Here is a 24,251-nt window from a genome sequence, read left to right on the forward strand (position 1 = left end):
CCCTCTACGAGCTCAGGCTTTGCAACACCAGGGTTTTCAATGACAGGCCATTGCAAATGGCTTTGGCTCCATCGTTTCTAGCTACTTTTAATATAGCACCACGGGAAATAACCTTTGCTTCCGGCCCAATTACCGCCCTCTTGAAACGCAAGAGGTAATACAAAAAAGATACAGATTCAATGAGAGCTGCAGCCGTGACCGGCGCCGCCCTTGCCCACCATGGGCGCATCTCGCTCCAGACCTGCGGCCTCCAGCTTGTGCAGATACTGCTGCCAGAAGTCCTGCTGCCGGCTGCCCAGCTCGTACAAATACTCCCATGTATAGAGGCCGCTTTCGTGGCCATCGCTGAACAGCGGCTTGATCGCGTAATTGCCCACGGGCTCGATGCCGTTGATGACCACCTCGCGCTTGCCGGTCTGCAGGGTTTCCTGACCAGGGCCGTGGCCTTGAACCTCGGCCGAAGGCGAATAGACACGCAGCAACTCGAACGGAATGCGAAAGCTCGCACCATCGGTGTAAGCCACCTCGAGCACACGCGATGCTCCATGCACGGTCAATGCCTGGGGGCTTGGTGTATCGGGTTTCAGTCCTGCCATGATTTCTCTTCCTCTCTATCTATCCGTGTACACCTGCCAGGCTTGCAAGGCCTGGGCCAGGGCCGCATCAACTTCGGCCAGCCGGGCCGCCACTGCCGCTTCGCGCTGCGCATCGCGCTCGCGCTGGGGAGCAGCCCAGACTGCACCCGGGAAATGGCTGTCCCAGTCGAAGCGCGCAATCACATGCCAATGCAGATGGGCCACCATGTTGCCCAGCGCCGCGAGGTTGATCTTGGTCGGCGCCAGCTGCTCGCGCAGCACCTGTTCGACCAGGACCACGGCCTGCATGCAGTGCAGCCGGCCGGCTTCGTCGAGATCCGAGAACTCGGCCACATGCGTATTCCAGACCACGCGGTAAAAAGCCGGAAAGCCCTCCTCCCGGGCACGGATCACGCGCAGATGCCGGCCTTGCCAGACCGACAGGCCGCCTTCATCCACACACAGTGGACACTGCCCTACCAACATATCAGCACTCCCGGGCGCAACGGACGAAACCGGCGCGCCCCATCTCAAGGACACCGAGGAAGAGTCGCCCCGCACCGACGCTGTCATCCCCCTTGGGGGAAGGCGCGAAGCGACTCAGGGGGTCAAACCAATACTCGTTCAATGCCGCCGGCGTTCGCACGCTGCACATACTCGGCCATCCAGTTCTCACCCAGCATCTGCCTGGCCATTTCAACCACGATGTAGTCGGCCTCCAGCAAGCCATTGCTCAAGTCATTGCCATAGCGCGACAGGCCTTGCAGGCAGCTGGGGCAACTGGTCAATATCTTGAGGTTGTCCCTGGCAGCAAGCTGCCCGCTCTCGCGCAGCACCACTTCGCTCTTGCGGATTTCCTCGGTCTTGCGAAAGCGGATCTGCGTGGAGATATCGGGCCGCGTCACGCCCAGCGTGCCCGACTCGCCGCAGCAGCGCTCGCTCTTGAGCACCTGCTCGCCCACCAAGGCCTTCACGGTCTTCATGGGGTCCTGCTGCTTCATGGGCGTATGGCAAGGGTCGTGATAGAGGTAGGCGTTCTTGGAGTCGAGCTTGAGGCCCTTTTCCAGCAGGTACTCGTGAATGTCGATGATGCGGCTGCCCGGGAAGATCTTGCCGAACTCATAGCCCTGGAGCTGGTCATAGCAGGTGCCGCAGGACACGACAACGGTCTTGATGTCCAGGTAGTTGAGCGTAGTCGCCACCCGGTGAAACAGCACGCGGTTGTCCGTGATCATCTTGTCGGCCTTGTCGAACTGGCCGCTGCCGCGCTGGGGATAGCCGCAGCACAGATAACCTGGCGGCAGCACGGTCTGCACGCCCGCATGCCACAGCATGGCCTGCGTGGCCAGGCCGACCTGACTGAACAGGCGCTCCGAGCCGCAGCCCGGGAAATAGAACACGGCCTCGGTTTCAGAGCTGGTCACCACCGGGTTGCGAATGATGGGCACATACTCCTTGTCCTCGATGTCCAGCAGCGCGCGCACCGTCTTGGTCGGCAGACCACCGGGCAGTTTCTTGTTCACGAAGTGGATCACCTGCTCCTTGAGGGCAGGCCGCCCCACCGAAGCCGGCGGGTTCGCTGCCTGCTTCTTGCCCAGCCCCTGGAGCATGTCGGCCGCCAGGCGCTGGGCCTTGAAGCCCACGCCCACCATGGCCGTGCGCATGAGCTTGATGGTGTCGGGATTGGTGGCGTTGAGCATGGCCATGGCCAGCTTGTTGCCGGGCCTGAAGCTCTTCTTGCCCATCTTGCCCAGCAGATTGCGCATGTTCATGCTCACATCGCCGAAGTCGATCTTCACCGGGCAGGGGTTCAAGCACTTGTGGCACACGGTGCAGTGGTCGGCCACATCCTCGAATTCCTGCCAGTGCTTGAGCGATACGCCGCGACGCGTCTGCTCCTCGTAGAGAAAGGCCTCGACCAGCAGCGAGGTCGCAAGAATCTTGTTGCGCGGGCTGTAGAGCAGATTTGCACGCGGCACATGGGTGGCGCATACGGGCTTGCACTTGCCACAGCGCAGGCAGTCCTTGACGCTGTTGGCGATATCGCCAATGTCGGACTGTTTCATGATCAGCGACTCATAGCCCATGAGCCCGAAGCTGGGCGTGTAGGCATTCGTCAGGTCGGCAAACATCAGCGACTCGCGCGGCGAGCGCCCGTCGTGCGTCTGGCCCACCGTGGCCTGCAAGCGCGGATTGCGGATCAGCTTGCCCTTGTTGAAGCGTCCCTCGGGGTCCACCTTCTGCTTGTAGGCTGCGAACGGCGCGAGCTCCTCGTCGCTCAGGAATTCGAGCTTGGTGATGCCTATGCCGTGCTCACCCGAGATCACGCCGTCCAGGCTGCGCGCCAGATCCATGATGCGCGCCACGGCCTCATGGGCGGTTTGCAGCATCTCGTAGTCGTCGCTGTTGACGGGGATATTGGTGTGCACATTGCCATCACCCGCATGCATGTGCAGTGCCACCCAGACACGGCCCTTGAGCACGCGCTGATGGATGGCATTCACGGCAGCGAGCAAGGGCTGGAAGGCCGCGCCCACGAAGATCTGGGCCAGCGGCGCCTTGAGCTGCTGCTTCCAGCTTGCGCGCAGGCTGTGATCCTGCAGCTCGGGGAACAAATCGTCCACATCGGCCAGCCAGCCCTGCCACAGCGCGCGCACCTCGTCCACACAGGCCAGGGCCTGCTGCACGCGATCCTCGAGCAGCTCGGCTGCGGGAAGCTCGCCCGAGTCGCCCTGCTTGCCCAGAGGCAGGTCGCCAAACCTGAAGAAGCTGATCAGCTCGTCGCAGAGCTTGAGCTTGTTGCGCAGGCTCAATTCGATGTTGATGCGCTCGATTCCGTCGGTGTACTCGGCCATGCGCGGCAGCGGAATCACCACGTCCTCATTGATCTTGAAGGCATTCGTATGGCGCGAGATTGCGGCCGTGCGCTTGCGGTCCAGCCAGAACTTCTTGCGCGCCTCGGCGCTCACGGCCGTAAAGCCCTCGCCATTGCGCGAGTTGGCGATGCGCACCACTTCGGCAGCCACACGGGCCACGGCATCGGCATCGTCGCCGGCAATGTCGCCCAGCAGCACCATCTTGGGCAGATGGCCGTTGCCCTTCTTGCTCTTGGTCGCGTAGCCCACGGCCTTGAGATAGCGGTCGTCCAGATGCTCGAGGCCGGCAAGCAGCACGCCCGAACGCTTTTGCTCGGCGAACATGAAGTCCTTGATCTCCACGATGGAGGGTACGGCATCCTTGGCGTTGCCGAAGAACTCCATGCACACGGTGCGCGTGTGCTCGGGCATGCGGTGCACCACCCAGCGCGCGCTGGTGATCAGGCCGTCGCAGCCCTCTTTCTGTATGCCGGGCAGGCCCGAGAGGAACTTGTCGGTCACGTCCTTGCCAAGGCCCTCCTTGCGGAAGCTCCTGCCCGGAATGTCCAGGCGCTCGCTGCGCACCGGCGTCCTGCCGTCGGCCTCGAAATACTGCAGCTCGAAGCTGGCCATCTCGGCATCATGGATCTTGCCCAGGTTGTGGCCTACGCGAGTGACTTCCAGCCACAGCGCATCGGGCGTGACCATGCGCCAGGACACGAGATTGTCCAGCGCCGTGCCCCACAGCACGGCCTTCTTGCCACCCGCGTTCATGGCGATGTTGCCGCCAATGCACGAGGCTTCGGCGCTGGTCGGGTCCACGGCAAACACAAAACCTGCGCGCTCGGCCGCATCGGCCACGCGCTGGGTGACCACGCCGGCCTCGGTGAAGATGGTCGGCACCTCGTGACCCACGCCGGGGATGCGCCGCATCTCGACCTCGGTCATGGCCTCGAGCTTTTCGGTGTTGATGACCACGCTCTTCCAGGTCAGCGGAATGGCGCCGCCCGTATAGCCCGTGCCGCCGCCGCGCGGAATGATGGTCAGGCCCAGCTCTATGCTGGCGCGCACCAGGGCCGCCATCTCGGCCTCGGTATCGGGCGTGAGCACCACGAACGGATATTCGACGCGCCAGTCGGTGGCGTCCGTCACATGGGCCACGCGCGAGAGGCCGTCGAACTTGATGTTGTCGCGCGCCGTATGCTTGCCCAGCTTTTTTTGCACGCTGCGGCGCAACTGCTCGGCCTCGACGAAGGTGGCATTGAACTCCCGCACCGCGTGGCGCGCAGCCTCGACCAGCTGACCCACCAGGGCATCTCGGACCGCATCGGCCTCGGGTTCGCGCCGCTTGTCTATCTCGGCCAGGCGGTGCTCCAGCGCATCGACCAAAGCCTTGCGTCGCTCGGGGCTGTGCAGCAGATCGTCCTGCAGATAGGGGTTGCGCTGAACCACCCAGATATCGCCCAGCACCTCGTAGAGCATGCGGGCCGAGCGACCTGTGCGTCTTTCCTGACGCAATTGATTGAGCACTTCCCACATGGAACTGCCCAGCAGACGAATCACGATCTCACGATCGGAAAACGAGGTGTAGTTGTAAGGAATCTCTCGCAGTCGAGCGGGTTCGGCTGCCTGCGCCTGCAAGGCAGCCAACGCAATCGGTACATTCATGGGGTGGACCCGTATCGGGCGCTCGCGCGGCGCCCCTTAGCCAGTGGGAGCGCAATTTTATGCGAGCGTCCCGTTTCATGCGCTGCAATGGCTTTTAAGTTCCCCCTATTTGCGGGATGTTCCCATCCTCTAAGCCCTGCTGTAATAAATCGCGTCAACGGACACGCTCTGCACAGCCGTTGACCATCCACACGACGGACACTTTATGAACAGCATTCAGACAACCTTTTACCTGACTTTAATGGCGCTTTTGGCTGGCTGCGGCGGGGAAGACGAGATTCAAGGCCCCGTCTGGGTTAGCAAGGGCAACTTCTCCGACGAATCAGGTTCAGGCATTGCCGATGCCAGGATCTCGGTGGAGTTGGACCGAACTTACTCAGCCACAACCGACGCCTATGGCAACTACCAACTGAGACTGCCCAAAGACTATAACTATCCTGAGCATTTTTCTGGCTTGGCTCTCAAAGACGGAATACTCCCCAAGCCAGTGCTGTTCAGTTACAAAAATGCCATGCTGTCATTCAACAACAAAGTAACTTCACGGCCGACTAAGGAATCTGATGTCATCTTTCAGTCAAGCCTGAAAGTTACCCATCTAGGCGACTCCAACTACGGCGGAACCGTCAACTCCCAGTTCCAACTATCCCAGGCCCAAGCCACCTACTGGTTCGACAGTTTCACGTTTAGCGAAGTCCAGAAGAGCAAGTATTCCCGACTATGCCTAAGCTTTTACGTTAAAGGCCTGCAACGCATGTCTGGCAATGCCCAATCGACTATTTCTGTGTCTAAGAACGGTCAGCCAGGCAGCTATGTCGTCTCCCCCCTGATGCCAAGCAATGCCGATGGCTCCTACACCCGAACCAGTGACTGTTTCTCCCTTGCCTTGTTTCAGGCACAGGATGTGATCCGTGTCCAAGTCAACTCCCTTGCTAATTCAGGCGGGGATTTCGATGATTTCGAGTTCATCGCCATGACTGGCACACTCGAATAGTCACGCCACCAGTAAGCTGCACAAGCAAATGCAGGCTACCCTACCCGCCACCATCCTCTTGAAAACGTATTTGTGATCGCTAGGCAGCCGCGCTGAGGTGTAAGCAGGCCGAATTCGAAGTAACGGGACGCAGAAAATCAGCACAGCGCTACTTCAGAAAATCGAACTGGCGCTGCCGGCATGCCTGCCCTCAACCAAGGGCGGGTTCCCCTTGGATGAGCGACGAGATGGCGCTAAACAGCATCCTGTTCAAGCTGCGCACAGGCAGCCCTTGGAAAGGACTGCCGCAGGGACTGGGTTTGGGCTCCGGCATGACGTGCTGACGACTACGCGATTGGCAGGTTACAGACGTGTGGCACGAGTCGCACATGCTGCTCAATGAATTAGGCAAGACAGGCAAGCTTGACTTCAGCAGATCCAGCGCAGCTGGGCCAACGTTGTCACCCCGGGGAGAGGCTCACACACAGACCCAAACCCGACAGATCGCAGCAAGCTCGACCGCAAACGCCACCTCGTCACGAACACCCAAGGCATCCTCGTGATGTTCTGCGTCACCGGGACCCAAGGGCATGACTCGGAGGGATTTGAAAAATGATCGCTGCCCTGCCCGTAGTGGCAAACAAGCGCAGCCCCCCCGACGACGCCCTGGCAAGCTGCACGCGACAAGGTCTATGACTATTCGCGATGTCCACCTCAAGCGCCGAGACATCAAGAATCGCATCGCACGCAAGGAGATCGAGCGCAATGATCTCTCAAGCGCTATCGCTGAGTCGTTGAGCGCACTCATGCCTAGTGGTCGCTTTCGGCAAGTTGCGTACTCGCTTCAAGCGTCGCATCGACATTTGTATCGCATAGCTCTCCTCGGCCTGCTGTGTCACCTGCCTTCGATCTTTATCAGCGTTTAGCTAGCGCCTCCAAGACCAAAAAAACAAAAACGCGTCAAATCGAATCGAGACAATTCCTAAAAGAAATTACATTGAATTAAAATAGCGGCGTTTTGAGTCACCTGGAGGGGGGGGTCAGCCGCTTTCCTCACAAGGCCTCGTGGACAAGCCCAAGGGGACATCAAAACACAAGCCAACAATGACATGGACATGTCACAAGTCGCACCTAGTGTGATTGCATCGTGATTTTTGTCATAGACCGTTAGAGGAGCTTTCATGCAATTCAAGCAGCTGGCCTTGGCCACCGCCATCGCAGCCACCGGCATCTGTGCCCAGGCACAGACTGAAATCCAGTGGTGGCACTCCATGACCGCCGTGAACAACGAGTGGGTCAACGATCTGGCCAAGCAGTTCAATGAAAGCCAGAAGGAATACAAGATCACGCCCACTTTCAAGGGCACCTACGACGAGTCCATGACGGCAGCGATTGCCGCCTTCCGCTCGGGCAATGCGCCTCACATCCTGCAGGTGTTCGAAGTGGGCACGGCCACCATGATGGCCTCCAAGGGAGCCACCGTGCCCGTGGCCAAGGTGATGGGTGACGCCGGCGTGGCCTTCGACCCCAAGGCCTACATCCCCGCCGTGGCCGGTTACTACACCGCCCCCAACGGCCAGATGCTGAGCTTTCCCTTCAACAGCTCGACCACCATCTTCTACTACAACAAGGACGCCTTCAAAAAGGCCGGGCTGAACCCCGACAAGGCGCCCACCACCTGGCCCGAGGTGTTCGAAGCAGCCAAGAAGCTCAAGGCCAGCGGCCACAGCTGCCCCATGACCCTGGCCTGGCAGGGCTGGACCCAGCTGGAGTCCTTCTCCACCTGGCACAACGTGGAATTCGCCACCGAACAAAACGGTCTCTCCGCCAACGGCTACAAGTCCCGCCTCAAGATCAATTCGCCATTGCATGTGAAGCACATTGGCAACCTGGCCGAAGCCGCCAAGAACGGCGAATTCGTCTACAAGGGTCGTGGCAACGTCCCCGAGTCCACCTTCGTGGCCGGCGAGTGCGCAATGATCCAGACCTCCTCGGGCTTTTACGGCAACGTGGCCAAGAACGCCAAGTTCGCCTACGGTCTGTCCACCCTGCCCTACTACCCCGATGTCCAGGGCGCGCCCCAGAACACCGTGATCGGCGGTGCTTCGCTGTGGGTCATGGCCGGCAAGAAGGCCGAGGAATACAAGGGTGTGGCCAAGTTCTTCGAGTTCATCTCCGAAACCAAGGTGCAGGCTGCCAGCCACCAGCGCACAGGCTATCTGCCCGTGACCATGGCCGCCTACGACCTGACCGAAAAGTCCGGCTTCTACCAGAAGCACCCCGGCACCGATACCGCCGTGACGCAGATGATCCGCAAGGTCACCGACAAGTCGCGCGGCATACGCCTGGGCAACTATGTGCAGATCCGCACCATCGAGGACGAGGAGCTTGAGCAGGTCTGGGCCGGCAAGAAACAGCCCAAGGAAGCACTGGATGCCATCGTCAAGCGCGGAAACGAGCTGCTGGCCCGTTTCGAACGCTCCTACAAGAAATAAGCACGCAGCCGTCGGCGCGGCAACGACGCCGACAGCTGCACCATTCCCGGGCAGAAGGTTCCACCGAACCGGCCGCCCGGCTCCCCGGACCGGCGGCTCACCATGAGTCCCGGTGTTTTTTTATTCTGACCCCATGGAAAAACGCGTACTTTTCCGCTCTGCCTGGCTACCCTGGGTGCTGATAGCCCCCCAGCTCGCCATCATTGCCATCTTCTTTTTCTGGCCCGCCGCCCAGGCCGTCTTGCAGTCATTCCAGATGGAAGATGCGTTTGGCATGAGCACCGAGTGGGTGGGGTTGGAGAACTTTCGCAACCTCTTCCAGGACGAAGGCTATCTGGACTCGTTCTACCGCACGGCCCTGTTCTCCGTGCTGGTTGCTGGTCTGGGCATTGCCATCTCCCTGGGCCTGGCCATCTTTGCCGACCGCATCGTTCGCTTTGCCATGGTCTACAAGACCTTGCTCATCATTCCCTATGCCGTGGCCCCGGTGATCGCAGGCGTATTGTGGGTCTTCATGTTCTCGCCTTCGCTGGGCGTGGTGGCCTACGGCCTCAACAAGCTCGGCTACAACTGGAATCACCTCATGAGCGAGGGCCAGGCTATGGGCCTGATCGTCATGGCCTCGGTCTGGAAGCAGATCTCCTACAACTTTCTGTTCTTCCTCGCGGGTCTGCAGTCGATACCCAAATCCTTGATCGAGGCTGCCTCCATCGACGGTGCCGGCCCCTGGCGCCGCTTTCTCAACATACAACTGCCTCTGCTGTCGCCAACCACCTTCTTCCTGCTGGTGATCAACATCGTCTACGCGTTCTTCGACACCTTTGCCATCGTCGATGCGATGACGCGCGGCGGCCCGGGCCAGTCCACGACCATTCTGGTCTACAAGGTCTATCTGGACGGCTTCAAGGCCCTGGACCTGGGCGGCTCGGCCGCGCAGTCGGTGATTCTGATGTTCATCGTGATCGCGCTGACCGTGGTGCAGTTTCGCTATGTCGAAAAGAAAGTGCAGTATTGAAATGCACTCCCTGAGTCGCTTGCGCGCCTTCCCCCTCTCTCTTCGCAAGGGGGATGGTGCCCTCGCTTCGGGACAGCCCTTGCTCACTGTCTCTGACCTGGGCTGCGCCAGTTTCATAGGCCGTGTGCCGCGCCTGCATCAGTCCTTTATTGCTATGAATTTTGTGAACCTGGAGATCCCCCGTGGTTGATCGCCGTCCCTGGCTCAATGTCCTGTCTCACGCCGTGATGATTCTCGGCGTGCTCGTCGTGGCCTTTCCGCTGTACCTGGCGTTTGTGGCATCCACCCATTTGTCCAGTGACATCGTGCAGGCTCCCATGCCCTTGTTGCCCGGCATGCACCTCTGGGAGAACTACCAGGCCGCACTGTTCGGCTCGGGCAAGCTGGGCTCGAACAGCACCGTGGTCAACATGATGTGGGTGAGCTTTGTGACGGCCATGGTGATTACCGTGGGCAAGATCGCGATCTCGCTGCTGTCGGCGTTTGCCATCGTCTACTTCCGCTTTCCGTTCAAGATGCTGTGCTTCTGGGCGATCTTCGTCACGCTCATGCTGCCCGTGGAAGTGCGCATCCTGCCCACCTACAAGGTGGTGGCCGAGCTGGGCCTGCTCAACAGCTACGCAGGCCTGACCCTGCCCCTGATCGCCTCGGCCACGGCCACCTTTCTGTTCCGCCAGTTCTTTCTGACCGTGCCCGACGAACTCGTCGAAGCCGCGCGCATTGACGGCGCCGGCCCCATGCGATTTTTCAAGGATGTGCTGCTGCCCCTGTCCAAGACCTCGGTGGCTGCGCTGTTCGTGATCCAGTTCATCTATGGCTGGAACCAGTATCTGTGGCCCTTGCTCATGACCACCTCGGAGGACATGTATCCCGTGGTCGTCGGCATCAAGGCCATGCTGGGCGGCGGCGGCGATGCGGCCGTGGACTGGAACATCGTCATGGCCACGGCCTTGCTGGCCATGCTGCCGCCCACGGCGGTGGTGATTCTGATGCAAAAGTGGTTTGTCAAAGGCCTGGTGGATACCGAGAAGTAAGCCCGTCCCACCGTACAAACGATTGAACGAATTTTTCCTATGGCTTCCATTACCCTCAAGAACATCGTCAAGCGCTACGGGCGCGGACCTTCGGCCAACCAGGTCATCCATGGCGTGAACGCCGAGATCAAGGATGGCGAGTTCATCGTCATCGTCGGCCCCTCGGGCTGCGGCAAGTCCACGCTGCTGCGCATGGTCGCCGGCCTCGAAGAGATCTCGGGCGGCGAGCTGCTGATTGGCGACAAGGTGGTCAACACCATGGAGCCCGCCCAGCGTGACATCGCCATGGTGTTCCAGAACTATGCGCTCTACCCGCATATGACCAACTACGAGAACATGGCCTACGGCCTCAAGATCGCCAAGGTAGCACCCGAGGAGATCCGCCGCCGCGTGGACAAGGCGGCCAAGATTCTCGAGCTCTCCCACCTGCTTGAGCGCAAGCCGCGCGAGCTCTCCGGCGGCCAGCGCCAGCGCGTGGCCATGGGCCGCGCCATCGTGCGCCAGCCCAAGGTTTTCTTGTTCGACGAGCCGCTGTCCAACCTCGATGCCAAGCTGCGCGGCCAGACCCGCATCGAGATCCAGAAACTGCATGCCGAGCTTGGCATCACCAGCCTGTTCGTGACCCACGACCAGGTCGAAGCCATGACTCTGGCCCAGCGCATGATCGTCATGAACGGCGGTGTGATGGAGCAGTTCGGCACGCCAGAGGAGGTCTACCACACACCGGCTTCGACCTTTGTGGCCAGCTTCATAGGCTCTCCGCCGATGAACCTGCTCAAGAATGCGCCCGGCAGCATGCCGGGTCGCATTCTGGGCATACGCCCCGAACATCTGCAGGTCGTGACCGAAGGCGGCTGGGAAATTCAGGTCGACACCGTGGAAATGCTGGGCGCCGAGCGCCTGGTCTACGGCACGCTGAACGGCGAGGCCATGACCATACGCATAGACGAAGGCGCGCCCTTCCCCAGGGCTGGCGAAAGCATCCGCGTCCAGCCCTCCGGGGAGCAGCGCCTGCACTGGTTCGATGCATCCAGCGGGAAAAGGATTTAACCCCTGAACGGCTTTGCCGGCTTGACAGGCCTTGGGGCCCTCCGGCATGCGATCTGGGCTGCGGGCTTGCGAAGCGCCTCAGGCGCCCTATCTCACCCCGGCATTCACCCAGCAAGCTCACCTGATGGAAAGGATTGGCGATGACCGAAAAACTCAAGCCCTGGCCTTACCCGCTTTGGATTGCCCACCGCGGGGCGGGCAGGCTTGCGCCCGAGAACACCATGAGCGCTTTCCGTCTGGGCGCAGCCCACGGCTGGCGCATGTTCGAGTGCGATGCCAAGCTCAGCCGGGACGGTGTGCTGTTTCTTCTGCATGACGCCGAGCTCGCGCGCACCACCAACGGCCAGGGCCTGGGCAGCGCACACGGCATGGGAGAGCTCGCACAACTCGATGCCGGCAGCTGGCATTCACGTGCCTATGCGGGGGAGCCTCTGCCCACGCTGGAGGCGCTGGTGCGCTGGTGCCTGGCGAATCACTTGCTGCTCAACATCGAGATCAAGCCCACACCGGGCCAGGAAGAGCCGACCGGCCGCGCCGTGGCTGAGCTCTTGAAGCGCATCTGGCCCCGCGACACGACGCCGGCACTGCTGACCTCGTTCAAGCCTGTCGCCCTGCAGGCGGCACGCGAGACGGCACCCCATATTCCACGCGGCCTGCTCGCGGACAAGCTGGCCGGCTCACCCGGCGACGAGTCCGGCGATGCCGAGCTCTTCACTGCGCTGGAGCTAGGCTGCTCGGCCATGGTGCTCAACCATGCGCTCTGGGATCAGTCCCTGGTGGACAAGGTTCACGATGCCGGCCTGCGCTGCCTCAGCTATACCGTCAACGATGCATGGGCTGCCGAACGCCTCATAGCCCTGGGCACGGACGGCATCATCAGCGATCGCGTGGACTTGTTCAGCCCCGCCCAGGTCTGAACTGCGGGGCGTTCTTCCCAGGCTCCGAATGCACTTCCCCCTGGCCGGCCTGCGGCCAGTCTGCAGCCTTGGGACTCAAGGCCACCAGATCCCGGGTCTCGTTGAACAGCACACGGGTGCGCAGCCTGAGCGGCAGGCACCAGGAAATCAGCCAGGTCTTGAAGGCACTGTGTCCATAGACGATGCGTGGCTTGTCCTTTTGCAGGCAGCGGATCACGTGGCGCACGATGTCCTGCGGCTCGGTCTTCAGGTATTTTTGCGTGAGCAGCTCGCCCAGCGGAACATGCTTGGCGATATTGGTGCGAATCCCGCCCGGATGCACAAGATGGACCTGGACCGGCGTGTCATGCAGCTCGACCATCAGGGCTTCGGTCAGGCCGCGCACCGCGAACTTGCTGGCGCAGTAGTCGGTATTGCCGGGCATGCCGATCAGGCCGAACACGCTGGAGACATTGACCAGGGCTGCACTCTCTTGCGCCATCAGCTGCGGCAAGAAGGCCTGGCAGCCATGGAGTACGCCAAAGAAGTTGACCTGCATGAGGCGCTCGAACTCGGCATCGTCCTGCTCGGTCAGAAAAATGCCCTTGCCCGAGACCCCCGCATTGTTGATGAGCACATGGGCCGGCCCCAGGCGCTGCCTGGCCTGCTCGGCAAATCCATAGACGGCATCGCGCCGGGAGACATCAAACGCCTCGGCGTAGACATGCGCTGCAGGCAGGCCCTGTTGCTGCAACAGCCCCAGGGTTTCATCCAGGGCCTGCGCGTCGGCATCGTTGAGCGCCAGATGCGCACCAAGCCGGGCGAACTCCAGTGCATAAGCCCTGCCCATGCCGGCCCCGGCGCCGGTAATCACCACGGTTTTTTCACGAAAGCTCTTCATGCCGGCACTCCTGTCGGTGAGAGGTAAGAGGATGGGCCTGAGCCCTGGCGGCCGGCTCGGATGCGGCTGCATGGCCTGCGCGCTGCGCATGCCCGTCGATCAGGTCTGCCAGGGTAGGCACCAGGGCCCGAGGAATGAAATGCCCCATGTCATGCAGTTGCACCAGCACGGCGCCGGCAATGGCCCGGGCCGTGGCCAGCCCGCCGCTGGGGTGCACGAGCAGATCGGTGTCGCCATGAATGACCAGCGTGGGCGCCCTCACTCCATGCAAGGCCCTGGTGCGGTCGCCGGACTTCATGATGGCCTCCATCTGCCGCCGCACGCCCCGATGGGCCTGGGCGCCGTCGCCACGATCCCAGGCCTGGCCGGCTTCCTTGCGCAATTCGGCTTCATGCAGGTCGAATGACTTCGGGCCTATGTGCCTGAACAGCGCAACCAGGCGCTCTGCGGCCTCGGCCCTGTTCTGTGGAGGCTTTCGGAACAGCAGGCGCAGGGTAGAGACAGCCGGCTGGCCCACGGAGGATGCGCCCGTGGTGGAGAAGATCGAGATCAGCGACAGCACCTGCGGCCCGGCCATGCTGGCCATGGCCTGGGCAATCATGCCGCCCATGGACATGCCGGCCACGTGGGCGGCTTCGACCTGCAGATGCTGCATCAAGCCGAGCACGTCGCCCGCCATGTCTTCGAGCGTATAGGCCTGGGTACGGGGGCGGCGCAGCATCAGCGTCATGCGGCCCGCAGGAGGATGGGCAGCGCGCGATGAGCGCCCTATGTCACGGTTGTCCAGCGTGATCACACGATAGCCGCGCTCGGCCAGGCCCGCGATCAGGCTCGGCGGCCATGAGGTCAGTTGCATGCCCAGCCCGGCAATGAGAATCAGGGGTGCTCCGTCGGGCGGGCCCGTGACCCGATAGCACAGCCGCACCCCCGAGGCCAGCTCGCAAAAGCAATCTTCGCCAGCCTCTTGCTCCGTGCTGTCGACTGCCCAGGATGGAGCGCAGCCACCGTGGCCGCTGGTGGATGCGACTGCGCTGGAGAACTGCAGGCATTCGTCCTCCACGGGGCCACGGCGCAGCACCTTCACGTCCTCGCGGTAGTCCATGGACATCAGCCAGGGCCACTCAAGCCCCTGGCGCGGCATCGAGGAAAGCGCGCGCTGCACATAGCCGGCGCCGAAGTCCAGCAACGGGCGGGTTGGCATTTCCGGGTTCTTCAGAACGGGCATGCAGACCTGGTGGCCTTGCTCATCCATATGTGCGAGCAGGCGGCAAAAATGCTCGCACAACAGGCCGACCTTCAAGGTCCAGGAGGCATTGGTATAGCCGACTATCGTGCAGAAATTGGGCAGGCCGCTGAGCATCATGCCCTTGAAGGCCACGCTTTGGGACAGGTCCACAGGACGGCCGTCCACCAGCAACTGCATGCCCCCGCACTGCTGCAAATCCAGCCCCGTGGCCGTGACGATGATGTCGGCCTCCAGGAACCGGCCCGAGCGCAGGCGCACGCCGCCGGGCGTGATGCGCTCTATGTGATCGGTGACGACCGAGGCCTTGCCGCTGGCTATGGCCTCGAACAGATCGCCATCCGGCACGGCGCACAGGCGCTGGTCCCAGGGCTGGTAGGGCGGGTTGAAGTGCTCGTCCACGGGATAGCCCGGAGGCAGGGCCTTGAGGTTGAACTTGCGAATCCTGGCCCTGGCCTTGTCCGGGTGCTTGCGGCAGTAATTCCAGATCATTCTGGAGATCGCGAGATTCTTGCTGCGCGTGAGCGCATGCGCCGTGCGTGCGGGCAGCCAGCGCTTGAGCCAGTTGGCAATGCGATCCTCCGAGGGAATGGCCATCACATAGGTCGGCGTTCGCTGCAGCATGGTCACATGCCCGGCCTGTTGCGCCAGGGCCGGCACCAGGGTCACGGCCGTGGCCCCGCTGCCGATGACGACGATGTTGCGCCCCGCATAGTCCAGCTCCTGCGGCCAGTGCTGCGGATGGATCACCTGGCCGCCAAAGTCGCCGATTCCCTCGAATTCGGGCGTATGGCCTTGCTCGTAGCGGTAGTAGCCGGCCGCGCAGAACAGCCAGCGGCAGCGCATCTCCAGGCGCTGCTGCGTGTCGGTGCGCAGCACCGTCACCTGCCACAGCCCCTCACGGGAGTCGAACTGCGCTTGCACCACCTTGTGGTTCAGGCGGATGTGCGAGGTCAGGTCATGCTCGGCCACGGTCTCGCGCAGGTAGTCGAGTATGGCCTGACCGTCCGCAATGGCCTTCTTGTGCTGCCAGGGCTTGAACTCGTAGCCAAAGGTATGCAGGTCCGAGTCCGAGCGAATGCCCGGATAGCGAAACAGGTCCCAGGTTCCGCCCGTGGCGCTGCGCGCCTCGAGCAAGGCAAAGCTCTTGGCCGGCTGCAGCTTTTGGAGGTAGCAGGCCAGCCCGATCCCGGACAGCCCTGCGCCCACGATCAACACATCCACATCATCGCCATGATTCATGTTCCATCATCTCCAGGACAGACAAGAGGGCAATGCCCATGATCTGTGCAGCACGCACAGGCGACAAGACGCAAAGCACATGCTTTGGGGTGCAATTTGCGGCATCTTGCATGGATGCAAAGACTATGCTGGATTCAAGCGTCGCAGTGTCTTTTGCATGTCTGCTCATCCGGGCAGGGCGGAGCCGGCAAGCCCAGGCCTTTGGAAAAGCAATGCCTTGTTACTCTTTTGATAGCTGCAAGCGCTTGATGGATAAGGGCTACAGCCCAAAAACACTCAAAACCATGTTTTCTGCACGGCTCCACCACCATCCGCTGCCGGTGCTTTTGAGCGCCAGCTGCGGCGGCTCGGAAGCTGTTGACGATCTCAAGCCCGGCGGATCGCCGCCACGGCGGCGCTCCCGGCCTTCGCCACCTGTGGGTGGTCATGGGCGCGGCACTGCTCTGCGATGAGCAACAAATCCGGCCTCGGGCGCTTGCCGATCTCGACCGCCACGGCCTCGGCCAGGAAAAAATTGCCCCCGCCGACCAGGCGCTGCAGCAGCTCAAGGTCCTGAAGATCCAGGCTGGGGATCAACTCAAGCGCCATCTCCTCGCCCTGCTCGTCCTCGCACAGCGCCTGCATGAAGCCGGACAGCCCAGGCTGGTCCCGGCACGGAGGCGAGAGCGCCGGGTGCAGATCACTCAGAGGGCATTCCTGTTGCGTGGCCCTCTGTGCAGCATCGAGAAGCTGCGCAAGAGACTCGAAGACGATCCGCGTGTCGCCATCGTGGCTCAGGTAGAGCACCTGTCCAGCCAGCGGCGATTTCCTCGCGAGGACATGGTGGTCACTGGTCCCCGGGTCGTCCAGAACAAGGCCGCCCAGCGCCTCGATCGTTGGATGCCAGCTGAGTTGCTCAGTCGCATCCCGGGCCTGGTCCCTGGCGAGCAGATTCAGATCACGGCCAGGGCATCGTGCAGCAAGCCGTTCAAAATATGCATCAAGTTCTGCAGCGCAATTCATCAATGGTTTTCCTTGGCGACGGCCCCGATTCCGGCATGCAGGAAAACCGGCCATGACGGGCAACCACCGCTGGCCGAACGCCATCTGCCGCGCAGCACTAACCCCCTGGAACAGGCCATGCGCTCTGCTCTGGCCGCAGCAACTCCAGCGCCCGGCAAATCCTCAGCACGCCCAGATCATCAAAACGCCGGCCCGCCACCTGCAGGCCTACGGGCAGGCCCGCAGACTGGCTCCAGGGCAGAGAGGCCGCAGGCTGCTCCGACATGTTGTAGGGCACGGTAAAGGCAATGTGCTCCAGCGCCCGCAGCGGGTCGTTGGTCGGGCAGGGCAGCTCGGCGGCAAAGGCCGTGATCGGAGCCACGGGCGAGATCACATAGTCATAGGGCTCCGTCGCATGGACGGTGGCGACGCGCACCAGATGGGATTGCTGGCTGGCCATGAAGACATCGCGGCCCGTGAATGCGGCGGCGCTTTCGGCCCAGGCGCGGATGAAAGGCAAGACCCTGGCGCGCTGCCCGGCATCCAGATTCTGCAGCTCCACATGGCTGCGCATGCGCCAGAAATGGTCGAGCCCGCGAAGCATCTCGGCCGTGAGCCAGGGCTGGATGGACTCGACCTCCGCGCCCTCTCCCTCCAGGGCCTGTGCCGCCTGCTCCACGGCAGCGCGCACCTCAGGGGCGGTGGCCAGGCCGCAGCCCGCATCCAGCAGCAGGCCTATGCGCAGGCCGCGCAGTGTGCCGGGCGCCATGCCTCCCCCCTGCCAGTCAATGGCTTGCGCCGGCAGGCTCATGCTGTCGCGCGCATCGGACAGGGCCAGGGTCTGCATCATGAGTGCGGCATCGGCCACGTTGCGCGTCATGGGGCCGGCGCAGCGGCCTGTGTAGGGTGGATCTATGGGCACGCGGCCCAGGCTGGGCTTGAAGCCGAAGATGCCGCACCAGCTCGCGGGCAGGCGTATGGAGCCGCCGATGTCCGTGCCCACATGCAAGGGGCCATAGCCTGCGGCGGCGGCCGCGCCCGCTCCGGCGCTGGAGCCGCCCGGGGTCTTGCTCAGATCCCAGGGGTTGTAGGTGTTGCCGTAAAGAGAGGAAAGGCCCGAGGACAGCATGCCGTAGTCGGGCATGGTGGTCTTGGCAAAGCAGATGGCGCCGGCCTCGCGCAAGCGCGCAGCCGGCGGTGCGTCCCGGTCTGCGGGCGTAAGCGGCGCAGCAGCCGTACCCACGGGCGTAGGCTGGCCCTGGGTGGCGATGTTGTCCTTGATGCTCACGGGCACGCCGTCCAGCGCACCCATGGGCTGGCCCTTGAGCCAGCGCGCCTCGCTGGCGCGGGCCTGCTCCAGGGCAGCCTCGGGCAGCAGCAGGCTCAGAGCGCCCAGCCGGGGCTCGCAGGCCTGTACATGGACCAGCAGCGCCTGCATGACCTCCACGGGCGAGAGGCTTTGCGACGAATAGGCGGCCAGCAGCTCCTGGGCAGAAAGCTGGTACAGGGCCGTGCGACAAGAGGCTGTGGACGAGGCTTGGATCATGACACTCCTGGAGTCTCTAAGAACGTGTTTACGATCTCTACGCTGCCGCGTTGGAGCGCAATCGGGATGAGTTCGAGTCGATGGGCCGCAGCTTGCACCGGGGTGCAAGCAAGGGCCAGCGCGAAGAAATCGCCCGATTTTGCTCCAACCCTTGGGGCCAGTGCCTTTGCGGGCGGTCTACAGCGTTGCGAATCCTCGCAATAGCACGGCTATTGCTGCGGTATCGCGCCTTGCATCCCATCCCGCACAGACACTGGCGCGGCACCGAGGAGATCGTAAACACGTTCTAAGAGCGGGTTGAGGCGCTCAGTGTGCGCCCCGCAAGCACCTGCGTTTGTCGCCTTGGCTGCAGATCGGCCTGGGGTTTACGCTGCCCAGTGCAGAGCCGAGAGATCGTTGACGAAGATCGGCATGTCCTTCCACAGGCCGCGCAGGCTCTTGTGCGCCACGGTCACCCACTGGGGCGCGAAGAGAAAGGCGTGCACCGACTCCTGGGCCAGCATGCGCTGGGCCTCGCCCAGCAGGCGCGAGCGGTCGGCAGGGCGTGCGCTGTGCTTGATCCTGTCGTACAGGGCATCGAACTGGGCCGACTGGTAGCCCCAGTAGTAACCGGGCTTGGAGAAGTTGCCCAGGTCCAGAGGCTCCACATGGGAGATCATGGTCAGGTCGTAGTTTCTGTTGGTATAGGTGCCCGACAGCCACTGCGCCCATTCCACGTTTTGCAACTGCACGCGTATGCCTATCTTGGCCAGCATGGCGGCGATGACTTCGCCCCCCTGGCGCGCATAGGGCGTGGGCGGAAGCGTCATGGTCAGCGCAAGCGGCGTATTCACGCCCGCCTCGGCCATCAAGGCCTTGGCCTTGTCCAGGTCGTAGGGGTTGATGCCCGTGGTGTCCACATAGCCGAAGGCCGTGGGCGCGTAGTAGCTGCCTATGGGCTGGCCATAGCCGTCGGCCGCGCCTTCGATCAACGCCTTGCGGTCTATGGCGGCAGCAATGGCGCGGCGCACGCGCACATCGTTCAGGGGCTTGCGCGCATTGTTCATGGCCAGGATGGTCTTGGCGCGCGAGCCGCTGACCACGACCTGAAAACGCGGATTGTTCTTGAGCTGGGCCACGCTGCGTGGCGTGACGCGCGCAAACACATCGACGTCGCCGGCCAGCAGCGCCGCAACCTGGGCCGCAGGATCGGGAATGAAGCGGAACACGGCCCGGCGTATGCGCATGCTGGCGCGGTAGCCGGGCCAGGCAGCCAGCGTGACCGAAGAGCCTCGGCTCCAGGCCGCGAGCTTGTAGGGGCCGGTGCCCACGGGGCGTGTGTTGTTGCCGGCAGCACTCTTGGGCTCGACCATGATGGCTGTGGCCTGGCCCAGGGAAAAGAGCATGTCGGGATCCGCATCCTGGTTGCTCACGATCACCGTGTGTTCGTCCACCACCTTGGTGCTCAGGGCTGCAAAGCTGGCCTTGTCCTTGTTCGTGCTCTTGGCATCGCCGGCGCGCTCGAGCGAGAACTTCACGCTTTGCGCGTTGAAGGGCTCACCGTTGTGAAAGCTCACGCCCTTGCGCAGCCTGAAGGTATAGCTCTTGAGGTCGGACGAGACATCCCAGCTCTCGGCCAGCAGGGGCGAGACGCTGCCATCGGCATTGATCTTGGTCAGCGTCTCGAACAAGTTGTAGAGCACGATTTCGCCGATCGACGAAGCCGCGCCCGCCGTGGGATCCAGCCCAGGGGGCTCTAGCGTCATGGCCAGGGTGAGGCTGTCTTTCCTGGTCTGTGCGAGCGCGGGAAAGGCAGTCCAGAGCGAAAGGCTGGCAGCACTGCCAGCCAGCACATTGCGGCGATTGAGCATGAAGGTCTCCGAATGGGTTTGGGCAGCGCAGGCGCCAGGGCCTTGCCCATGAGCGGCCTGCTGCAGGGCGCAGGCCGGTAACAAAGCAATGACCCGTTTTTACACCAAGCCGGCCAGGCCTTGCCGGGGCACGGCCTGGACCAGGGACCGGGTATAGGGGTGTTGCGGCGCATGGAACAGCCTGCTGCAGGGACCGCTCTCCACGATGCGGCCTTGCTGCAGCACGATGGCCTCGTCGCAGACATGCTGGACCACGGCCAGATCATGGCTGATGAACAGATAGGACAGGCACAGCTGCTGCTGCAAATCCTGCAGCAGGTTGAGCACCTGGGCCTGGACCGAGACATCGAGGGCGCTCACGGGCTCATCGGCCACGATCAGCCTGGGCCGCGTGATCAGGGCGCGCGCAATCGCTATGCGCTGGCGCTGGCCGCCCGAGAACTCATGCGCGTACTTGTCCAGGTCCTGCAGGCGCAGGCCCACCTGTTCAAGCGCCTGACCGGCCAGGATGCGGCGCTGCTCTCTTGGTCCATGGCCGGCCTGGGCCGTGAGCGGCTCGCTCACCAGGCGCTCCACCGTAAGACGCGGGTCCAGCGACCCATAGGGGTCCTGAAACACCATCTGGAAATCGCGGCGTGCGGCACGCAGCGCTGCAGCATCGAGCTGGTGCAAATCCCGGCCCAGCAACTGGACACGGCCACGGCTGGGCCTGTCCAGCGCCATCACCAGACGCGCCAGCGTGGACTTGCCCGAGCCCGACTCGCCCACCACGCCCAGGCTGCGGCCGCTACCGAGCTCGAAACTCACGCCGCGCAAAGCCTCCACCCTGGGCGGCGCGCGCCACAGGGAGCGGCGCGGCAGCTGGTAGTCATGGCACAAGTCGCTGACGCGCAGCAGCAAAGTCTCCTCCGCCGCCATGTGGGCCTCGGGCGAAGCGCTCATGGGCGCACCTCCATGCTTTGCACGGCCTCGGGCCGCAGGCAATGCAGGACATGGGGCTGGATCCAGGGCCCCAGCGAGGCCGGGGCGGACTGCGGGGCCCATTCCAGTGTCAGGGGCTCGGGGCGCAGGCTGTGGCACGACGGCTCGGTGAATGCGCAGCGGCCCGCGAAGCGGCAGCCGGCCGGCAAATCCACGAGTTCGGGCACGCTGCCCGCAATCGTGGGCAAATGCCCGCGCCGACCCTGGGGTGCCAGCGGCAAGGCCAGCCTGGGCTGGGCTGCGAACAGGCCCCGGGTATAGGGATGGGCCTGGTATGCAAACAAGGCCTGGCTCATGCCGCTTTCCACCACGCTGCCGCCATACATGACCAGCAGGTGCTCGGCACTCTGGCCTATGACGCCCAGATCATGGGAAATCAACAGCAAGGCCATGGAGTGCTCGGCCACCAGCTCCTGCAGCAGATTCAGGATCTGCTGCTGCACGCTCACGTCCAGCGCCGTCGTGGGCTCGTCCGCAATCAGCAGATCGGGACCACAGGCCAGCGCCATGGCAATCGTGATGCGCTGGCGCTGGCCGCCAGAGAACTGGTGGGGGTAATCGTCGAAGCGCTGTCCCGCGCGGGCAATGCCTACGCGCTCCAGCATCTGCACTGCGCGCTCGCGGGCCTCGCGCGCGCCAAGCTTCTGGTGCCAGCGCAAGGGCTCGGCCACCTGGCGACCAATACTGTGCACAGGATTGAGCGCCGTCATGGGCTCCTGGAAGATCATGGCCAGCCGGTTGCCGCGCAGCTTGCACAACGCGGGCTCGGCAAGACCTGTGAGCTCCTGTCCCTCGAATCTGATGCTGCCCTGGACCTGGGCATGGCCGGGCAACAAGCCCATGAGTGCCAGGGCCGTGAGCGATTTTCCGCAGCCCGACTCGCCAATCAGGCCCAGGGTGGAGCCGCGCTCCAGCGTAAAGTTCAGATCGCGCACGGCCAGCGCCCGCCCGCGCGGGGTCTGCAGGCTGAGGCTCAGGTGGGAGACTTCAAGCAAGGGCATGCGGGCCTCCTCAGCGCTGACGCGCAAGCTGCGGGTCCAGAAGATCGCGCAGACCGTCGCCCAGCAGGTTGAGTCCGAGCACGGTCAGGGCAATCGCCAGCCCCGGCCAGACCGCCAGCAGCGGCGCCTGGAACATCAGGGTCTGGGCTTCGCTGAGCATGCGCCCCCAGGATGGCTGGGGCGGCTGCGTGCCCAGCCCCAGATAGGACAGCGCGGCCTCGGCCAGAATGGCCTGGGCAAACAGCGTGCTGGCCAGCACCATGAGCACCGGCAGGATGTTGGGCAGCACATGGCGCAGCGTAATGCTCGCCGGGCCGTGGCCGCAGGCGCGTGCCGCCTGCACATATTCGCGCGCCCAGATGCTCTTGCCCGAGGCACGCGTCATGCGCACGAACTCCGGAATGTTCGCAATGCCGATGGCAATGATCGCATTCACCATCCCCGGCCCGTAGACGGCCGTGAGCATGATGGCCGACAGCAGGGCCGGGAACGCAAAGCTGAAATCGGTCAACCGCATGATGATCTCTTCCACCCAGCCGCGCGCTGCCGCTGCAAGCAGGCCCAGGCCGACGCCGAACACCAGGCCTATGCCCACGGCGATCAGGCCGACCAGGATGGAGCTGCGCGCACCGATGAGCAGTTGCGAGGCCAGGTCGCGCCCATAGGCATCCGTGCCCAGCCAGTGCTGCGCACCGGGCGCGGCGAGCTTGGCCGCCATGTCGATGTCATAGGCCGAGCCCGGTGTCCAGAACAAGGACAGCAGGGCCGCTGCCAGCAGCAGACTGCAGAGCACGGCGCCCAAAAGAAAGCTGCGATGACTCAAGGCCCTGCGCCAGGGTTGCGGCAAGGCAGGCGTCGGGGTGTTGGAAAGACTCATAAATCACTGGCCGTGATGCGTGGATCGATGAGGGCGTAGAGCAGATCCACGATGAAGTTCACGGCAACCACCATGGCCGACAGCAGCAGCACGCAGTTGCGCACCACGATGAGGTCGCGGTTGGCTATGGACTGAAAGATCAGCCGGCCAAGGCCCGGCAGATAGAAGACGCTTTCCACGACGATGGTGCCGGCCAGCAGGCTCGCGAACTGCATGCTCATGAGAGTGAGCACGGGAATCATGGCATTGCGCAGCACATGGCGCCAGAGCGCGGCGCGGCGCGACAGGCCCTTGGCACGCGCAGTGCGCACAAAGTCCTCGCGCAGGGCTTCGAGCACGGCCGAACGCGTCATGCGCGCCAGGATGGCGGCCTGGACCACGGCCAGCGACAGGGCGGGCAGCAGCAAGGCCTTGAGGCCCGGCCCCAGGCCCCCGCCCTCATCGGCGCTCCAGCCCGGAAAGCCGCCGGCGGAAAACCATTGGAGCTTGACGGAAAACAACAGGATCAAAAGGATGGCGAACCAGAAATTGGGAATCGCCATGCCCAGCTGGCTCAGACCCATGATGCCGGTATCGCCCCAGCGCCTGTGCTGCGAGGCAGCGAATACGCCGGCCGCCAGTGCCAGCACCGTGGTGATCAGCATGGCCAGCACGGCCAGGGGCACGGTCACGGCCAGGCGCTCGAGCACGAGCTCGGCCACGGGCGCACCATAGGCATGGCTTTGGCCCATGTTGCCCTGCAAAAGCCCTCTTATCCACTCGAAGTAGCGCTGCCATGCGGGCCGGTTCAGGCCCAGCTGCTCGGCCAGGGCCGCCACGGCCTCGGGCGGCGCTTCGGGCCCCATGATCATCTGGGCTGCATTGCCTGGCAGGATCTCCAGCACGCCAAACACCACCAGCGAAGCCCCGAGCAGGGTGGCTGCCAGGATCAGCAGACGTTTGAACAGAAACAGGCTCATGGCTGTGGCCGCTGCCGGGCTGTGCACCGGGGCGAGCGAACAAGGAGTGGGGCGTGGAAGTGGAAACTATTGGATGCGGCGCCGCAGCAAAACGGCAATGCGCGCAGCATAG

At 63.1% G+C, this 24,251-nt stretch carries 18 protein-coding genes; 6 read left to right on the top strand and 12 right to left on the bottom strand.

The window, feature by feature from the left end; genetic code table 11:
- Positions 1 to 176 precede the first annotated feature (176 nt).
- The 3 genes from G486_RS0114320 to G486_RS0114330 form a co-directional block, all read right to left on the bottom strand.
- The gene (locus G486_RS0114320; protein WP_027016166.1) at positions 177 to 596 is read right to left on the bottom strand and encodes a gamma-butyrobetaine hydroxylase-like domain-containing protein; all 420 of its coding nucleotides are present in this window, start codon (positions 594 to 596) and stop codon (positions 177 to 179) included.
- A 15-nt stretch (positions 597 to 611) separates the two neighbouring features.
- Positions 612 to 1,061, bottom strand: a complete 450-nt coding sequence (locus tag G486_RS0114325; RefSeq protein ID WP_027016167.1) for an HIT family protein — start codon at positions 1,059 to 1,061, stop codon at positions 612 to 614.
- Positions 1,062 to 1,183: 122 nt separating this feature from the next.
- Complete coding sequence (locus tag G486_RS0114330) at positions 1,184 to 5,098, bottom strand: DUF3683 domain-containing protein (protein WP_027016168.1); 3,915 nt, start codon at positions 5,096 to 5,098, stop codon at positions 1,184 to 1,186.
- Between the two features lie 205 nt (positions 5,099 to 5,303).
- Here G486_RS0114330 and G486_RS0114335 point away from each other — a divergent pair, with 205 nt between their 5' ends.
- The 6 genes from G486_RS0114335 to ugpQ all read left to right on the top strand — a co-directional run bounded on the left by G486_RS0114335 (position 5,304) and on the right by ugpQ (position 12,579).
- The gene (locus G486_RS0114335; protein WP_027016169.1) at positions 5,304 to 6,089 is read left to right on the top strand and encodes a peptidase associated/transthyretin-like domain-containing protein; all 786 of its coding nucleotides are present in this window, start codon (positions 5,304 to 5,306) and stop codon (positions 6,087 to 6,089) included.
- 1,160 nt (positions 6,090 to 7,249) lie between these two features.
- Positions 7,250 to 8,563 (top strand): sn-glycerol-3-phosphate ABC transporter substrate-binding protein UgpB, encoded by a 1,314-nt coding sequence (gene ugpB / locus G486_RS0114345; RefSeq protein WP_027016171.1) that lies wholly within the window; start codon positions 7,250 to 7,252, stop codon positions 8,561 to 8,563.
- 133 nt (positions 8,564 to 8,696) lie between these two features.
- Positions 8,697 to 9,578: a sn-glycerol-3-phosphate ABC transporter permease UgpA gene (ugpA, locus tag G486_RS0114350; protein WP_027016172.1), complete on the top strand. Its 882-nt coding sequence runs from the start codon at positions 8,697 to 8,699 to the stop codon at positions 9,576 to 9,578.
- A gap of 182 nt (positions 9,579 to 9,760) precedes the next feature.
- Complete coding sequence (gene ugpE / locus G486_RS0114355; RefSeq protein WP_027016173.1) at positions 9,761 to 10,612, top strand: sn-glycerol-3-phosphate ABC transporter permease UgpE; 852 nt, start codon at positions 9,761 to 9,763, stop codon at positions 10,610 to 10,612.
- A gap of 39 nt (positions 10,613 to 10,651) precedes the next feature.
- The gene (ugpC, locus tag G486_RS0114360) at positions 10,652 to 11,662 is read left to right on the top strand and encodes a sn-glycerol-3-phosphate ABC transporter ATP-binding protein UgpC (RefSeq protein ID WP_027016174.1); all 1,011 of its coding nucleotides are present in this window, start codon (positions 10,652 to 10,654) and stop codon (positions 11,660 to 11,662) included.
- A 140-nt stretch (positions 11,663 to 11,802) separates the two neighbouring features.
- Complete coding sequence (ugpQ, locus tag G486_RS0114365; protein WP_027016175.1) at positions 11,803 to 12,579, top strand: glycerophosphodiester phosphodiesterase; 777 nt, start codon at positions 11,803 to 11,805, stop codon at positions 12,577 to 12,579.
- Here ugpQ and G486_RS22380 read toward each other — a convergent pair.
- The 9 genes from G486_RS22380 to G486_RS0114410 all read right to left on the bottom strand — a co-directional run bounded on the left by G486_RS22380 (position 12,560) and on the right by G486_RS0114410 (position 24,139).
- The gene (locus G486_RS22380) at positions 12,560 to 13,459 is read right to left on the bottom strand and encodes an SDR family NAD(P)-dependent oxidoreductase (RefSeq protein ID WP_084455294.1); all 900 of its coding nucleotides are present in this window, start codon (positions 13,457 to 13,459) and stop codon (positions 12,560 to 12,562) included. The genes ugpQ and G486_RS22380 overlap by 20 nt on opposite strands.
- On the bottom strand, positions 13,443 to 15,944 hold the full coding sequence (locus G486_RS23625) for an alpha/beta fold hydrolase (protein WP_084455295.1): 2,502 nt from the start codon (positions 15,942 to 15,944) through the stop codon (positions 13,443 to 13,445). The genes G486_RS22380 and G486_RS23625 overlap by 17 nt, the downstream gene beginning before the upstream one ends.
- A gap of 366 nt (positions 15,945 to 16,310) precedes the next feature.
- Complete coding sequence (locus G486_RS0114380) at positions 16,311 to 16,946, bottom strand: hypothetical protein (RefSeq protein WP_027016176.1); 636 nt, start codon at positions 16,944 to 16,946, stop codon at positions 16,311 to 16,313.
- 97 nt (positions 16,947 to 17,043) lie between these two features.
- Positions 17,044 to 18,471, bottom strand: a complete 1,428-nt coding sequence (locus G486_RS0114385) for an amidase (protein ID WP_034387799.1) — start codon at positions 18,469 to 18,471, stop codon at positions 17,044 to 17,046.
- Positions 18,472 to 18,836: 365 nt separating this feature from the next.
- Complete coding sequence (locus G486_RS0114390) at positions 18,837 to 20,321, bottom strand: ABC transporter substrate-binding protein (protein ID WP_027016178.1); 1,485 nt, start codon at positions 20,319 to 20,321, stop codon at positions 18,837 to 18,839.
- Positions 20,322 to 20,420: 99 nt separating this feature from the next.
- Entirely contained in the window at positions 20,421 to 21,263 is an 843-nt protein-coding gene (locus G486_RS0114395) for an ATP-binding cassette domain-containing protein (RefSeq protein ID WP_027016179.1), read from the bottom strand.
- Complete coding sequence (locus G486_RS0114400; protein ID WP_027016180.1) at positions 21,260 to 22,303, bottom strand: ABC transporter ATP-binding protein; 1,044 nt, start codon at positions 22,301 to 22,303, stop codon at positions 21,260 to 21,262. The genes G486_RS0114395 and G486_RS0114400 overlap by 4 nt, the downstream gene beginning before the upstream one ends.
- A gap of 10 nt (positions 22,304 to 22,313) precedes the next feature.
- The gene (locus tag G486_RS0114405) at positions 22,314 to 23,180 is read right to left on the bottom strand and encodes an ABC transporter permease (RefSeq protein WP_027016181.1); all 867 of its coding nucleotides are present in this window, start codon (positions 23,178 to 23,180) and stop codon (positions 22,314 to 22,316) included.
- A complete protein-coding gene (locus tag G486_RS0114410; protein WP_027016182.1) occupies positions 23,177 to 24,139 on the bottom strand; it encodes an ABC transporter permease in 963 nt (320 codons plus the stop codon). The genes G486_RS0114405 and G486_RS0114410 overlap by 4 nt, the downstream gene beginning before the upstream one ends.
- Positions 24,140 to 24,251: the final 112 nt, after the last annotated feature.

It is taken from the genome of Comamonas composti DSM 21721, assembly GCF_000429845.1.
In the GTDB taxonomy this organism is placed as follows: Bacteria; Pseudomonadota; Gammaproteobacteria; order Burkholderiales; family Burkholderiaceae_C; genus Comamonas; species Comamonas composti.